The 15,605-nt window shown below is 55.6% G+C and carries 11 protein-coding genes and 1 tRNA gene; all 12 read right to left on the bottom strand.

The window, feature by feature from the left end:
* Positions 1-25: 25 nt before the first annotated feature.
* The 12 genes from fusA to ACXAE6_RS08190 all read right to left on the bottom strand — a co-directional run bounded on the left by fusA (position 26) and on the right by ACXAE6_RS08190 (position 15,490).
* The gene (gene fusA, locus ACXAE6_RS08245; RefSeq protein ID WP_475146498.1) at positions 26-2,125 is read right to left on the bottom strand and encodes an elongation factor G; all 2,100 of its coding nucleotides are present in this window, start codon (positions 2,123-2,125) and stop codon (positions 26-28) included.
* 38 nt (positions 2,126-2,163) lie between these two features.
* A complete protein-coding gene (rpsG, locus tag ACXAE6_RS08240) occupies positions 2,164-2,637 on the bottom strand; it encodes a 30S ribosomal protein S7 (protein WP_108127764.1) in 474 nt (157 codons plus the stop codon).
* Positions 2,638-2,751: 114 nt separating this feature from the next.
* Positions 2,752-3,126: a 30S ribosomal protein S12 gene (gene rpsL / locus ACXAE6_RS08235; protein WP_108127762.1), complete on the bottom strand. Its 375-nt coding sequence runs from the start codon at positions 3,124-3,126 to the stop codon at positions 2,752-2,754.
* A gap of 184 nt (positions 3,127-3,310) precedes the next feature.
* Complete coding sequence (gene rpoC / locus ACXAE6_RS08230) at positions 3,311-7,507, bottom strand: DNA-directed RNA polymerase subunit beta' (protein ID WP_475151731.1); 4,197 nt, start codon at positions 7,505-7,507, stop codon at positions 3,311-3,313.
* Positions 7,508-7,593: 86 nt separating this feature from the next.
* Complete coding sequence (gene rpoB / locus ACXAE6_RS08225; protein ID WP_475146497.1) at positions 7,594-11,676, bottom strand: DNA-directed RNA polymerase subunit beta; 4,083 nt, start codon at positions 11,674-11,676, stop codon at positions 7,594-7,596.
* Positions 11,677-11,970: 294 nt separating this feature from the next.
* Positions 11,971-12,348 carry a 50S ribosomal protein L7/L12 gene (gene rplL / locus ACXAE6_RS08220; protein ID WP_475146496.1) on the bottom strand — a complete coding sequence of 126 codons (378 nt, stop codon included), beginning with the start codon at positions 12,346-12,348 and terminating at the stop codon, positions 11,971-11,973.
* Positions 12,349-12,401: 53 nt separating this feature from the next.
* A complete protein-coding gene (gene rplJ, locus ACXAE6_RS08215; protein WP_475146495.1) occupies positions 12,402-12,929 on the bottom strand; it encodes a 50S ribosomal protein L10 in 528 nt (175 codons plus the stop codon).
* A gap of 281 nt (positions 12,930-13,210) precedes the next feature.
* Positions 13,211-13,906 (bottom strand): 50S ribosomal protein L1, encoded by a 696-nt coding sequence (gene rplA, locus ACXAE6_RS08210; RefSeq protein WP_475146494.1) that lies wholly within the window; start codon positions 13,904-13,906, stop codon positions 13,211-13,213.
* Positions 13,906-14,340, bottom strand: coding sequence for a 50S ribosomal protein L11 (gene rplK / locus ACXAE6_RS08205; RefSeq protein ID WP_108163405.1), 435 nt, complete (start codon positions 14,338-14,340; stop codon positions 13,906-13,908). The genes rplA and rplK overlap by 1 nt, the downstream gene beginning before the upstream one ends.
* 105 nt (positions 14,341-14,445) lie before the next feature.
* Positions 14,446-14,979 carry a transcription termination/antitermination protein NusG gene (gene nusG, locus ACXAE6_RS08200; RefSeq protein WP_108163406.1) on the bottom strand — a complete coding sequence of 178 codons (534 nt, stop codon included), beginning with the start codon at positions 14,977-14,979 and terminating at the stop codon, positions 14,446-14,448.
* A 10-nt stretch (positions 14,980-14,989) separates the two neighbouring features.
* Positions 14,990-15,358: a preprotein translocase subunit SecE gene (gene secE, locus ACXAE6_RS08195; protein WP_108163407.1), complete on the bottom strand. Its 369-nt coding sequence runs from the start codon at positions 15,356-15,358 to the stop codon at positions 14,990-14,992.
* Positions 15,359-15,414: 56 nt separating this feature from the next.
* Positions 15,415-15,490: transfer RNA gene (locus ACXAE6_RS08190), tRNA-Trp, on the bottom strand.
* Positions 15,491-15,605 lie beyond the last annotated feature (115 nt).

The following is a 15,605-nucleotide window of genomic DNA, read 5'->3' as shown; positions in this document are numbered from 1 at the left end:
TTCCTCTTTGTTTAGCCCTAACGGATCAAGACTTCTTAACAATTTCTTCGACGATGTTCATCGGAGCTTCCGCATAACCTTTGAATTCCATAACGTAGGACGCACGGCCCTGAGACATGGAACGCAGGTCGGTCGCGTAACCGAACATTTCAGACAACGGCACGTCGGCATTGATGACTTTGCCCGACGGGCTGTCTTCCATACCGCTGACGGTACCGCGGCGACGGTTCAAGTCACCCATGACGTCGCCCATATAATCTTCGGGGGTCACGACCTCGACTTTCATCATCGGCTCCAGCAGTGCCGGATTCGCCTTGTCCTTCAACTGTTTGACCGCCATAGAAGCAGCCACCTTAAACGCCATCTCGTTCGAGTCCACCTCATGGTAGGAACCATCGTACAGCGTTGCTTTCATACCCAGCAGCGGATAACCGGCGAGAATACCGTTCTTCATCTGCTCCTGAATACCTTTCTCGACCGCAGGAATGTATTCCTTCGGTACGGAACCACCAACCACTTCATTGACGAATACCAGTTTCTCGGCGTCGCCATCTTCAGCTGGTTCGAAGCGGATCATAACGTGACCGTACTGACCACGACCGCCCGACTGCTTGGCGAACTTGGAGTCGATTTCGCAGGCGTTGCGGATGCGCTCACGGTAAGCCACCTGAGGTGCACCGACGTTGGCTTCAACCTTGAACTCACGCTTCATGCGGTCAACGATGATGTCCAGGTGCAGCTCGCCCTGACCACCAATGATGGTCTGGCCGGTTTCTTCATCGGTACGAACGCTGAACGACGGATCTTCCTGGGCCAGTTTACCCAGAGCGATGCCCATCTTTTCCTGGTCCGCTTTGGACTTCGGCTCTACCGCTACGTGAATAACGGGATCCGGGAAGTCCATGCGCTCCAGCGTAATCGGGTGGCTCGGATCACACAGAGTGTCACCGGTGGTGACGTCCTTCATGCCGATCAGAGCAGCGATGTCGCCGGCCAGTACTTCTTTGATTTCTTCACGGCTGTTGGAGTGCATCTGCACCATACGACCAACACGCTCGCGCTTGCTCTTGACCGAGTTCATCACCTGGTCGCCACTCTTCAACACACCGCCATAAACGCGGATGAAGGTCAGCGTACCGACGAAGGGGTCAGTCGCAATTTTGAATGCCAGCGCCGAGAACGGAGCGTCGTCGTCAACCTTAACGGCCTCAACGGTTTCACCGTCTTCCAGCACACCCTCAATACGGCGTACCTGAGTCGGAGAAGGCATGTATTCGATAACGCTGTCCAGAACCGCCTGAACACCTTTGTTCTTAAAGGCAGAACCACAGTGAGTCAGGACGATTTCGCCGGCCATGGTGCGTTCACGCAAACCGATCTTGATGTCGTCTTCCGACAACGTCTCGGATTCCATGTACTTTTCCATCAGGTCATCGTTGGCTTCAGCAGCCGCTTCAACCATCTGAACGCGATACTCTTCGGCTTTTTCCTGGAGTTCGGCCGGGATATCGCCGTACTCGAAGGTCATGCCCATATCTTCTTCGTTCCAGATAATGGCCTTCATCTTGATCAGGTCGACCACACCGGTGAAGTTGTCTTCTGCGCCGATCGGAATCTGAATCGGAACCGGGTTAGCACCCAGACGTTCTTTCATCTGCGCAATCACGCGGTAGAAGTCAGCACCGGCACGGTCCATCTTGTTGACGAAAACCATGCGCGGAACTTCATAACGGTTGGCCTGACGCCAAACGGTTTCAGTCTGCGGTTGCACACCAGAAGAGGCACACAGCACAACGACGGCACCATCGAGAACACGCAGGGAACGTTCTACTTCAATGGTGAAGTCAACGTGTCCGGGGGTGTCGATAATGTTGACGCGGTGCTCATCGAATTGCTTCGACATGCCGCTCCAGAAACAGGTGGTAGCAGCAGAGGTAATGGTAATACCACGCTCCTGCTCCTGCTCCATCCAGTCCATGGTGGCAGCGCCGTCATGCACTTCACCGATCTTGTGAGACAGACCGGTGTAGAAAAGGATTCGCTCTGTAGTCGTCGTTTTACCGGCGTCTACGTGGGCTACGATACCGATGTTGCGGTAGCGAGCCAAAGGCGTTTTACGAGCCACGATTCAATCTCCTTAGATTGAAGAATTTCAGCACAGGCTTAGAAACGGTAATGAGAGAAGGCACGGTTGGCTTCAGCCATGCGGTGCACGTCTTCACGCTTCTTGATCGCCGCGCCCTTGCCTTCGGAAGCATCGAGCAGTTCGCCGGCCAGTCGCTGGCGCATGGATTTTTCACCACGCTTGCGAGAGGCGTCGACCAACCAGCGCATAGCCAGCGCTTCACGACGAGACGGACGGACTTCAACGGGGACCTGGTAGGTAGCACCACCAACACGGCGGGACTTCACTTCTACCATCGGCGCGATGGACTCCAGAGCCTGCTCAAACAATGAGATCGGGTCCTGGTCGGATTTTTTCTCTTTCACGATGTCCAGCGCACCATAAACGATGCGTTCAGCGACGGATTTTTTACCGTCGTACATGACGTGGTTCATGAACTTGGCCAGCTGGGTGTTTCCGAATTTCGGATCTGGCAATACTTCGCGCTTTGCAGCGACGCGTCTTCTTGGCATTGGATAAGCCCTATCTATAGAGGTCTTCAGGTGAACCCGGAATGAGCAGCTCCGACAACGCGGATCGGCAGCACCCGGCCTTACTCTTACCTTAAGACAATAATGTTAAACAACTCAGCCCTTAGGCTTCTTGGTGCCGTACTTGGAACGGCCTTGCTTACGGTTGGCAACACCAGAGGTGTCGAGTGAACCGCGCACTGTGTGGTAACGCACACCCGGCAGATCTTTAACACGGCCGCCGCGAATCAATACGACAGAGTGTTCCTGCAGGTTGTGGCCTTCACCACCGATGTAGGAAGACACCTCGAAACCGTTGGTCAGACGCACACGACAGACTTTACGCAGCGCTGAGTTCGGCTTCTTCGGTGTGGTGGTGTATACGCGAGCGCACACACCGCGACGCTGTGGGCAGCCTTCCAGAGCCCGAACGTCGCTGGCGACCGCTTTCCGCTTACGCGGCTTGCGGACGAGCTGGTTAATTGTAGCCATCTAAGCCTCTCTAAAAGTTCACTTCTCATTACACGACAGCACCCGACTGGCGGACCAGTCGGGTTCTGTTGGGAGCGCGAATTCTATGTATCGCGCAATTCTTAGTCAACCGGTGACGCAAAACGCTTAACGGAAGACGCCTAACGCTGTTTGGCGTTTCCCGTCTCCCGTACGGCGTTAAGCGTTACTTATTAAGCGCCTGACTCAGTGCTGCTTCGATATCTTCAGCACTCTTCGACTGCTTCTCACCGGTACGCTCAAGACGCTTGGCCTTACGATCGGCATGGTATGCCAGACCGGTACCGGCCGGGATCAGTCGACCAACGACCACGTTTTCCTTCAGGCCGCGCAGGTAATCGCGCTTGCCAGTGACCGCACCTTCGGTCAGCACTCGAGTGGTTTCCTGGAAGGAAGCCGCCGAGATAAAGGATTCCGTCGCCAGCGATGCTTTGGTGATACCCAGCAGGATGCGCTCGTAACGAGCTCCCTGCTTGCCATCAGCCTCGGCCGCTTCGTTGGCAGACAACAACTGGTTGAACTCAACTTGGTCGCCTTTGATGAAGTCGGTATCACCGTTATCCAGAATCGTCGCTTTGCGCAGCATCTGACGCACAATCACTTCGATGTGCTTGTCGTTGATGGTTACGCCCTGCAGACGGTAAACCTCCTGGATTTCGTTAACGATGTAACGCGCCAGCGGCTCAACACCACGCACACGCAGAATGTCGTGCGGGTTCATCGGGCCGTCGGAGATCACTTCACCCTTCTCGACCTGCTCACCTTCGAAGACGTTCAACTGACGCCATTTCGGGATCAGCTCTTCGTAGCCGTCGGAACCATCGGTCGGCGTGATCATCAGGCGTTTCTTACCTTTGGTTTCTTTACCGAAACCAACGGTGCCGGAGATTTCCGCCAGAATGGCAGGTTCTTTCGGCTTACGCGCTTCGAACAGGTCAGCAACACGCGGCAGACCACCGGTGATGTCGCGGTTACCGGAGGATTCCTGCGGAATCCGCGCGATAACGTCACCGATCGCCACTTCATCACCGTCACCCAGGCTCAAGAAAGCGCCATCGGGCAGCAGGTACTGAACCGGCTGATTGGTGTTGCCGATCATGATGTCGTTGCCGTCTTTGTCGAGCAGCTTGATCATCGGACGGATTTCCTTGCCGGCCGAGTTACGCTGGCCTTGAGGAATCACTTCGATGGTACCGACACCGGTCAGTTCGTCGATCTTACGGTTAGTGGTAATGCCTTCATCCATACCGATGAACGCCACCTTACCGTTGGATTCGGCAATGATCGGGTGAGTATGCGGATCCCACTTGGCGACAATCTGGCCAGACTCGACGTTAGCACCATCTTTAACGCTGATGATGGCGCCGTAAGGCAGTTTGTAACGCTCGCGCTCACGACCATGTTCGTCGGAAACGGCCAGCACACCGGAACGGCTGACGGCAATCAAATCGCCATCTTCACGGGTTACGGTCTTCAGGTTGTGCAGGGTGACAGAACCACCGTGCTTGATCTGAACCGAGTCGATCGCCGTTGAGCTGGAGGCCGCACCACCGATGTGGAAGGTACGCATGGTCAGCTGAGTACCGGGTTCACCGATGGACTGAGCGGCAATAATACCGACCGCTTCACCGATGTTGACGCGGTGACCACGAGCCAGATCGCGACCGTAACACTGGGCACAAAGACCATGGCGGGTTTCACAGGTGATACCGGAACGGATCTTAACCTGGTCAACACCCCACTCGTTGAACTTCTCAACCCAGGCTTCGTCCAGCATGGTGCCGGCCGGAATCAGAGTTTCCTTGGTCGCCGGATCGATGACGTCAGTTGCCAGGGTACGACCCAGCACCTGCTCGCCCAGACCCAGAACAACGTCGCCGCCTTCGATGATCGGTTCAACGATCAGGCCATCTTCAGTGCCGCAATCTTCTTCGGTGATCACCACGTCCTGAGAGACGTCAACCAGACGACGCGTCAGGTAACCGGAGTTCGCCGTTTTCAAAGCAGTGTCAGCCAGACCCTTACGGGCACCGTGGGTAGAGATAAAGTACTCACCCACCGACAGACCTTCACGGAAGTTCGCCTTAATCGGGTTTTCAATGATCGAGCCATCCGGCTTCGCCATCAGACCGCGCATACCGGCCAGCTGACGAATCTGTGCCGGGCTACCCCGGGCACCGGAGTCGGCCATGATAAAGACCGAGTTGAAGGAATCCTGCTCGACTTGGTTACCGTCTTTATCAGTAACGAACTCTTTGGAGATACCTTCCATCATGGCGCGGGCAATCTGATCGTTAGCACGTGACCAGATGTCCACCACCTTGTTGTATTTCTCGCCCTGGGTGACCAGACCGGCGGCAAACTGCTCTTCGATTTCCTGAACGTCGGCCTCAGCCTTGCCCAGGATTTCCATCTTGGCTTTCGGAATAACGAAGTCGTTCACGCCGATGGACGAACCCGACTTGGTCGCATAGGCAAAGCCCATGTACATGATCTGGTCAGCGAAAACCACGGTCTCTTTCAGACCTACACGGCGATAGGCCGCATCCAGCAAACCACTGATGGCTTTCTTCTTCATCGCCTGGTTAAACAGCTCGAACGGCAGACCGTCCGGTGCGATAGCAAACAGGATGGCACGACCGACAGTGGTGTCGACCAACGAGGTTTGCTCAACACGCTCACCATCGTCGGTGAAGGTTACTTCCTTCACCCGCACACGAACCTTGGCTTGCAGTGCCGCTTCGCCGGCACCGTAGGCACGATGCACTTCTTCGATATTCGCCAGGACCATGCCTTCGCCTTTGGCGCCGACACGCTCACGCGTCATGTAGTACAGACCCAGAACCACGTCCTGAGATGGTACGATGATCGGCTCGCCGCTGGCCGGAGACAGGACGTTGTTGGTCGACATCATCAGCGCACGGGCTTCGAGCTGAGCTTCCAGCGTCAGCGGTACGTGCACCGCCATCTGGTCACCGTCAAAGTCGGCGTTATAAGCCGCACACACCAGCGGGTGCAACTGAATAGCCTTGCCTTCAATCAATACCGGCTCGAACGCCTGGATACCCAGACGGTGCAAGGTCGGCGCGCGGTTCAGCATGACCGGGTGTTCGCGAATCACTTCGTCCAGGATGTCCCAAACGACGGCTTCTTCGCGTTCAACCATCTTCTTGGCGGCCTTGATGGTGGTCGCCAGGCCACGGTGTTCCAGCTTGGAGAAGATAAACGGCTTGAACAGTTCCAACGCCATTTTCTTGGGCAGACCGCACTGGTGCAGACGCAAGGTCGGGCCCACCACGATGACCGAACGGCCAGAGTAGTCGACGCGCTTACCGAGCAGGTTCTGACGGAAACGACCCTGCTTACCTTTAATAAAGTCAGCCAGCGACTTCAGCGGACGGCGATTGGAACCAGTAATGGCCCGACCGCGACGGCCGTTGTCGAGCAGTGCATCGACGGACTCCTGCAGCATGCGCTTTTCGTTGCGCACGATGATGTCCGGCGCAGCCAGCTCGAGCAGACGCTTCAAACGGTTGTTCCGGTTGATCACCCGACGATACAGATCGTTCAGGTCGGACGTCGCAAAACGACCACCATCCAGCGGTACCAACGGACGCAGATCCGGCGGCAGTACTGGCAGCACTGTCATTACCATCCAGATCGGGTTGTTGCCCGACTTGTGGAAGGCTTCCAGCAGCTTGAGACGCTTGGACAGTTTCTTGATCTTGGTTTCGGAGTTGGTCGCCGGAATCTCTTCACGCAACTGATTCACTTCGGCTTCCAGATCGATACTGCCCAGCAAACGCTGAACCGCTTCGGCACCCATGCGGGCGTCGAAGTCGTCACCGAATTCCTCGATCGCTTCGTAGTATTCTTCGTCGGTCAGCAACTGACCTTTTTCCAGACTGGTCAAGCCCGGATCAATCACCACAAAGCTCTCGTAATAGAGGATGCGTTCGATATCACGCAGCGTCATATCCAGCATCAGGCCGATGCGGGACGGCAGTGATTTCAGGAACCAGATGTGCGCCACCGGCGCCGCCAGTTCGATATGGCCCATGCGCTCACGACGCACCTTGGCCTGGGTTACCTCAACGCCGCACTTCTCACAGATCACACCGCGGTGCTTGAGACGCTTGTACTTACCGCACAGGCACTCGTAGTCCTTCATCGGACCAAAGATGCGCGAGCAGAACAGACCGTCACGTTCCGGTTTGAACGTCCGGTAGTTGATGGTTTCCGGCTTCTTAACCTCGCCAAAAGACCAGGACCGGATCATCTCCGGTGAGGCCAGGCCAATGCGGATGGAATCAAATTCTTCCGCCTGGCCCTGTGATTTCAACAGATTCAGCAAATCTTTCATCATTCAGCTCCGAAAGGAGTGGCTTCAGGTGACCTCAGCCACCCAATCTTCAAAGAGTCGCCCCAGCCCAAAGGCCGGGGCGGCTATCACTCTTCGTTTTCCAGTTCCATGTCGATACCCAGCGAACGGATCTCCTTGACCAGTACGTTGAAGGACTCCGGCATGCCGGGCTCCATACGGTGGTCACCGTCGACGATGTTTTTATACATCTTCGTACGGCCGTTCACGTCGTCCGACTTAACCGTCAGCATTTCCTGCAGGGTGTAGGCAGCGCCATAGGCTTCCAGCGCCCAGACTTCCATCTCCCCGAAACGCTGACCACCGAACTGTGCCTTACCACCCAGCGGCTGCTGGGTAACCAGGCTGTACGACCCGGTGGAACGGGCGTGCATCTTGTCTTCAACCAGGTGGTTCAGCTTCAGCATGTACATGTAGCCGACCGTGGTCTTGTTCTCAAAGGCTTCGCCGGTACGACCATCCCACAACTGGATCTGGCCGCTGTCGTCGTAACCCGCCAGACGCAGCAGTTCTTTGACTTCCTCTTCCTTGGCACCGTCGAATACCGGCGTTGCAAAGGGAACACCGCCGCGCAGGTTGCGCGCCAGGTCCATGATTTCGTCATCGCTGAAGTCGTCCAGGGTTTCCTTACGGATACCACGACCGGACTTGTTGTAGATCTCATCCAGGAAACCACGAACGTCGGCAACCGCTTTCTGGTCACGGATCATTTCGTTGATGCGATCGCCCAGACCTTTGGACGCCGCACCCAGGTGGGTTTCGAGAATCTGACCAACGTTCATCCGCGACGGTACGCCGAGCGGGTTGAGCACGATATCGACCGGCTCACCGTTCTCGTCGTAAGGCATGTCTTCGATCGGCTTGATCACCGAGATCACACCCTTGTTACCGTGACGACCGGCCATCTTGTCACCTGGCTGGATCTTACGCTTGATGGCCACGTAGCACTTGACCACCTTGAGTACGCCCGGTTGCAGGTCGTCGCCGCTTTGCAGCTTGCCTTTCTTGTCTTCGAAGCGCGCTTCCTGGTCAGCCTTACGCTCAGCCAGCTGAGCTTCGGCTTTCTCCAGCATGTCAGCCAGACTTTCGTCCTGCATGCGCAGCTTGAACCAGTCTTCACGCGGCAGCTCGGCGAGGAAGTCCTCGGCCAGCTTATCGCCTTTCTTCAGACCGGCGCCGCCAGCAACTGCCTGACCGACCAGAGCCGCCTGCAGACGTTCGAAGATGGCGTCTTCGACGATGCGGTACTCGGCTTTCAGGTCTTTGCGGTACTCTTCCAGCGCGATGCGCTCGATTTCTTTGGAACGCTCGTCACGCTCGATGCCGTCACGGGTAAACACCTGTACGTCGATGACGGTACCGGTGGTGCCGCCTTTAACGCGCAATGAGGTGTCTTTCACATCGGACGCTTTCTCACCAAAGATGGCGCGCAGCAGTTTCTCTTCCGGCGTCAGCTGAGTCTCGCTCTTCGGCGTGACTTTGCCGACCAGGATGTCGCCCGGGCCAACTTCGGCACCGATGTAAACGATACCGGACTCGTCAAGCTTGTTCAGAGCCGCTTCACCGACGTTCGGAATGTCCGCGGTGATTTCTTCAGCACCCAGCTTGGTGTCACGAGCGATACAGGTCAGCTCCTGGATATGAATCGAGGTGAACCGATCTTCCTGAACCACTTTTTCAGAGATCAGGATGGAGTCCTCGAAGTTGTAACCATTCCAGGGCATGAAGGCGATGCGCATGTTCTGACCCAACGCCAGTTCGCCCATATCGACCGACGGACCGTCTGCCAGCACATCACCGCGCGCAATGGTTTCGCCCTGATGGACGATAGAACGCTGGTTGATGCTGGTGTTCTGGTTGGAACGGGTGTACTTGGTCAGGTTGTAGATGTCAACGCCGGCATCGCTGGCTTCGATCTCATCCGGGTTCACCTTAACCACGATGCGCGACGCATCGACGTACTCGACGTAACCACCACGCTTGGCCACCACACAGACGCCGGAGTCGATCGCGACGTTGCGCTCGATGCCGGTACCGACCAGGGGTTTATCAGCACGCAAGGTCGGCACCGCCTGGCGTTGCATGTTGGAACCCATCAAGGCGCGGTTGGCGTCATCGTGCTCCAGGAACGGAACCAGAGCGGCCGCCACGGACACCACCTGACGCGGTGAGACGTCCATCATGTTGACGTTGGCACGCGGCGCCATGGTGAATTCATTCTGGTGACGCACCTGTACGAATTCGCCTTCGATGTTGCCTTTGTCGTCCAGCGGCACGTTGGCCTGGGCGATGACGTGCTTGGCTTCGTCGATGGCCGACAGATAAACGATCTCGTCAGTCACCTTGCCGTCTTCAACTTTGCGGTACGGCGTTTCCAGGAAGCCGTAGCTGTTGGTGCGGGCATAGGTAGACAGCGAGTTGATCAGACCAATGTTCGGACCTTCCGGCGTCTCAATCGGGCACACACGACCGTAGTGCGTCGGGTGAACGTCGCGCACTTCGAAGCCGGCACGTTCACGGGTCAGGCCACCCGGGCCCAGGGCCGAAACACGACGCTTGTTGGTAACACCCGACAGCGGGTTGTTCTGATCCATAAACTGAGACAGCTGGCTGGAACCGAAGAACTCTTTGATCGCCGCAGCAACCGGCTTGGCGTTGACCAGATCCTGAGGCATCAGGCCTTCAGATTCGGCCATCGACAGACGTTCACGCACAGCGCGCTCAACACGCACCAGACCTACACGGAACTGGTTCTCAGCCATTTCACCAACCGAACGCACGCGACGGTTACCCAGGTGATCAATGTCATCAACATTGCCCTGGCCGTTACGGATGTCGATCAGCGTCTTAAGCACAGAAACGATGTCTTCGTTGCTCAGCGTGCCTTCACCGATTTCATCATCGATGCCCAGACGACGATTGAACTTCATGCGGCCAACGCCCGACAAGTCATAGCGCTCGCTGGAGAAGAACAGGTTCTGGAACAACGTCTCGGCAGACTCTTTAGTCGGCGGCTCGCCCGGACGCATCATGCGATAGATTTCAACCAACGCTTCCAGCGGCGTGCTGGTCGGGTCGTTACGCAGAGTGTCAGAGATATAAGGACCGCAATCCAGGTCGTTGGTGTAGAGCAGATCCAATTGTTTGATCTTCAGCTCACGTACCTTGGCCAGAATTTCCAGCGTGACTTCGTCGTTGCCGGCAGCAAAAATTTCGCCACTGGTCGGATCGACCAGGTCAGTCGCCAACGCCTTACCCAGCAGGTATTCGTCCGGCACCTGAACGGTCTTAACGCCGGATTTTTCCAGCTGACGAATATGGCGTGCGGTAATACGGCGACCTTCTTCAAGGATGACGGTGCCGTCTTTGTCTTTGATTTCAAACTGAGCGGTCTCGCCGCGCAGATGATCGGCCACGATCTTCAGTTCAAACTGATCTTTAACCAATTTGAATTCAGAACGATCGAAGAAGCGGTCGAGGATTTCCTGGTTGGTGTAACCCAGGGCGCGCAACAGGATGGTCGCCGGCAATTTACGACGACGGTCGATACGCACATAGACCTGATCTTTCGGATCGAACTCGAAGTCGAGCCAGGAACCACGGTAAGGAATCACCCGGGCACTGTAGAGCAGCTTGCCAGAGGAATGGGTTTTGCCTTTGTCGTGATCGAAGAACACACCCGGTGAACGGTGCAGCTGGGACACAACAACACGTTCGGTACCGTTAATGATAAAGGTACCGTTGTCGGTCATCAGGGGCATTTCGCCCATGTAGACTTCCTGTTCCTTGATGTCCTTGATGGCCTTACTCGGTGATTCCTTATCATAAATGATCAGGCGCACCTTAACGCGCAACGGCGCTGCGTAGGTCACACCACGCAGTTGGCATTCCTTGACGTCAAAGACCGGGACGCCCAGCTTGTAGCTGACGTATTCCAGAGCGGCATTGCCAGAGTAACTGACAATTGGAAAGACGGATTTGAAGGCTGCGTGCAGGCCAGTGTCCTGTCGCTCGCCCGCCTCAGATTCGGCTTGTAGAAAGTTGCGATAAGAATCCAGTTGAATCGCCAGCAGGTATGGAATGTCCATAACCGGCTGCAATTTACTGAAATCCTTACGAATGCGCTTTTTCTCGGTGTAAGAGTATGCCATCAGCAATCCCCAGCTTGTTCACCAACGGTGGGTCTGAGCGGTCACACCCGCAACGCGGGTGCTTGTCGGTACAGCGGTGACTGCCAGACGGCAACAGTCACCCCGAATTTCGTCGCTTCCTGCGCTCTCTGGGTTAACAGAGATCCGATTTTCCTAACGGTCTGGTCGCGCCAGACCGTTTACGAAACTGTCGCGTCAAAGGCACTTTTGTTCCAAAGACGCGAAAAGGCCGGCGGCCCATGGCCGCCAGCCCGAACAGCTGAGAGTCTCAACTGCCAATACGGACCGTCAAGCTTACTTGACTTCGACAGTCGCGCCAGCTTCTTCCAGCTTGGCTTTGATGTCGTCCGCTTCGTCTTTGCTAGCGCCTTCTTTGATCGGAGCCGGAGCGCCGTCAACCAGACCTTTAGCTTCTTTCAGACCCAGACCAGTGATTTCACGAACCACTTTAATGACGTTTACTTTCTTCTCACCGGCAGAAGCCAGGATAACGTCAAATTCAGTCTGTTCAGCCGCGCCAGCGTCACCGCCAGCAGCCGGGCCTGCAGCAACGGCAACAGCAGCTTGAGCAGAAACGCCAAACTTCTCTTCCATTGCTTCAACCAGAGAAACAACATCCATCACAGACATTTCTGAGATGGCATTCAAGATATCTTCATTGGACAGTGCCATGATCCTAATCTCCAAAAATCTAAAAACAGTAGTAAGAGTTCAAGCTGCCTGCCTTAGGCGGCTTTCTTCTTGTCGGCAACAGCCGCCATAACACGGGTAACAGAGGACGGAACTTCGTTGAGCGTGCGAACCAGTTTGGTAACCGGTGCCAACGTGACGTTGGCCAGCAAGCCCAGCGCTTCTTCGCGCGTCGGCAGTTTTGCCAGACGATCGATTTGTTCCGCACCCATCAGTTCACCACCAACGGACAGCGCTTTAACTTCGAAAGCATCGACTTCTTTAGCGAAGTCTTTGAACAGTCGAGCCGCAGCACCCGGGTCTTCCATTGAGAAGGCCAGCAGAGTCGGACCGGTCAATACGGGGTGAACCGCATCGTAATCAGTCCCTTCAAATGCGCGTTTGGCCAGAGTGTTCTTGACCACGCGCAGGAAGATTTTCTGCTCACGGGCCTGCTTACGCAGGTTGTCCATGTCTGCCACAGTGACGCCGCGGGCATCCGCGATCACCAGAGACAGCGCTTTGGCGGCAACTTCATTTACCTCGGTGACAATGGCTTTCTTGTCTGCGAGATTCAGTGCCACATTCTTTCTCCTGGATATGAGCTCTTGTGAGCCCGTTACCATCGAAGGCCCTAAGGCCTTGGTTTGCGATTCCAAAGGAATCAACGGTGGTAGGATCCAGCCCAATAAAACCGAATCGGGGTCCACCGTCTGCGTAGGAAATTAAGGCGGCGATACTTCAACGGCTCATAAAGCCTCACTACCGCAACCACCTACGGTCTTTGACAATTCCCACCTCACCGAAGTGCGGCGGGAACCCCAAAGTTCTTGCAGTGAGCCAGCCTCACGGCCAGCCCCTTTATTCAGATAGCCAACGAGCCCTGATCGATCACGATGCCCGGACCCATGGTCGAGGACAGCGCGATTTTCTTCAGATAAACGCCTTTGGCCGTAGCAGGCTTCAGCTTCTTCAGATCAGCGATCAGTGCTTCCGCGTTTTCCTTAATGGCTTGCGGCTCGAAAGCCACTTTGCCGATGGACGCGTGAATGATGCCGTTCTTGTCAGTACGGAAACGTGCCTGACCGGACTTGGCGTTTTTGACCGCAGTCGCAACGTCCGGAGTCACAGTGCCGACTTTCGGGTTAGGCATCAGGCCGCGCGGACCCAGCACCTGACCCAACTGACCAACAACGCGCATAGCGTCCGGAGAGGCGATAACCACGCCGAAATCCAGGTCGCCACCTTTGATTTGCTCAGCCAGATCTTCCATACCAACCGCATCAGCGCCAGCTGCTTTAGCCGCTTCAACGTTGGCACCCTGGGTGAAGACGGCTACACGAACGTCTTTACCAGTGCCGTTCGGCAGTACTGTAGAACCACGTACGTTCTGATCGGATTTACGCGCATCAATACCCAGATTGACGGCGATATCGACTGATTCAGAGAACTTAACCGTAGACAGTTCTTTCAACAGGGCGACAGCTTCTTCAATGCTGTAAGCGTGAGTCGCGTCGACTTTTTCACGCTGCAGCTTGATACGCTTGCTCAACTTAGCCATTACTCAACCCCCTCAACATTCAGACCCATGCTACGAGCGCTGCCAGCGATGGTGCGAACAGCAGCGTCCATGTCGGCCGCAGTCAGATCGGGATCTTTGGCCTTGGCGATGTCTTCGAGCTGAGCACGAGTGACCTTGCCAACTTTCTCAGTATTCGGACGACCAGAACCGCTCTTAATACCAGCAGCCTTCTTCAGCAGAATGGCAGCAGGCGGGGTTTTGGTGATAAAGGTGAAGCTGCGGTCACTGTAAACAGTGATCACCACAGGAATCGGCAGACCCGGCTCCATGCTCTGTGTTTCAGCGTTAAACGCCTTACAGAATTCCATGATGTTCACGCCGTGCTGACCCAGAGCCGGACCGACCGGCGGACTTGGGTTGGCTTGACCTGCCTTCACTTGAAGCTTGATATAAGCTTGGACTTTCTTGGCCATAATAACCTCTCTTGTGGGTGCAAACGCCGTCAGGCTCCCCGGTGGTTACAGACGACAAAGCCCCGAGACTTCAATAGCCTCGAGGCATCTGCCTTCCGTTATGAATCAGCTCTTTTCGACCTGGGTAAATTCCAGCTCGACCGGCGTGGCACGACCAAAGATCGATACCGACACCTGCAAGCGATTCTTTTCGTAATTCACTTTCTCGACAGTGCCGTTGAAATCGGCGAACGGACCGTCGGTGACCCGGACCACTTCGCCCGGCTCGTAAATGGTTTTCTGAGTAGGCTTTTCAACCCCATCCTGGACGCGCTGCAGAATGCCATCGGCTTCGCGCTGCGTCAGCGGCGCTGGTTTTTCAGCAGTACCGCCAATAAAACCCATCACCCGAGGTGTTTCTTTAACCAGGTGCCAGGTTTCTTCGTCCATTTCCATCTCGACCAGAACATAACCGGGATAGAATTTGCGCTCGCTTTTGCGCTTCTTGCCATCGCGCATTTCCACGACAGACTCAGTCGGCACCAGGATGTCGCCAAAGCGATCCTGCATACCATGCAATTCGACTTGTTCCTGCAGAGAGCTGGCGACACGCTTTTCAAAACCGGAATAGGCGTGCACCACGTACCAACGCTTGCTCACTTGGATCTCCTTAACCGATGACCGCAGATACCGCCCAACCCAGCAGGGAATCGATACCCCAAAGGATCAGCGCTACCAAGAGGACCACACCGATTACAACCAGAGTGGTTTGCACCGTTTCCTGACGCGTTGGCCAGACCACCTTGCGTACTTCGGTCCAGGCTTCCTTACGCAGACGATTGACGTGACGACCGCGCGCTGTAGTCAGAGCAATACCGACTGCAACCAGCGAACCTGCAACCACACCGATCACCCGCAATAACAGCGACTCATCGCCAAAATAGAAGTTGCCACCAATCACGGCCACAACCAGAGCGGCAACCAGAACCCACTTAATGGCATCCAGAGCTGTATTCTGCGACTCAACTTGAGCGTTCATGCGACAAGCAACCTTAAAATCCGGGCGTACCCAACATGGATACCGAAACAAGTAAATGGCAGGCCAGGAGGGACTCGAACCCCCAACCCCCGGTTTTGGAGACCGGTGCTCTACCAATTGAACTACTGGCCTGTAAATCAACCGGGCGGCGGATTCTATGTCAATCGCCGTCCGGATTCAAGAACTTATAAGAGGGAGACGCTGAACGGGAGACGGAAGACGCTTAAGTGCGTTTCCCGCCTCCCGT

This window comes from Saccharospirillum sp. ABV4_185 (genome assembly GCF_056159245.1).
This window is presented reverse-complemented; position numbering and strand designations above follow the sequence as displayed.

Excerpts from the sequence above, each read along its gene's own strand:
- rpsG (WP_108127764.1), bottom strand. The coding sequence starts at position 2,637 with ATGCCAAGAAGACGCGTCGCTGCAAAGCGCGAAGTATTGCCAGATCCG.
- rplA (WP_475146494.1), bottom strand. The coding sequence starts at position 13,906 with ATGGCTAAGTTGAGCAAGCGTATCAAGCTGCAGCGTGAAAAAGTCGAC.
- rpsL (WP_108127762.1), bottom strand. The coding sequence starts at position 3,126 with ATGGCTACAATTAACCAGCTCGTCCGCAAGCCGCGTAAGCGGAAAGCG.
- rplL (WP_475146496.1), bottom strand. The coding sequence starts at position 12,348 with ATGGCACTGTCCAATGAAGATATCTTGAATGCCATCTCAGAAATGTCT.
- rpoB (WP_475146497.1), bottom strand. The coding sequence starts at position 11,676 with ATGGCATACTCTTACACCGAGAAAAAGCGCATTCGTAAGGATTTCAGT.
- secE (WP_108163407.1), bottom strand. The coding sequence starts at position 15,358 with ATGAACGCTCAAGTTGAGTCGCAGAATACAGCTCTGGATGCCATTAAG.
- rplK (WP_108163405.1), bottom strand. The coding sequence starts at position 14,340 with ATGGCCAAGAAAGTCCAAGCTTATATCAAGCTTCAAGTGAAGGCAGGT.
- rpoC (WP_475151731.1), bottom strand. The coding sequence starts at position 7,507 with ATGAAAGATTTGCTGAATCTGTTGAAATCACAGGGCCAGGCGGAAGAA.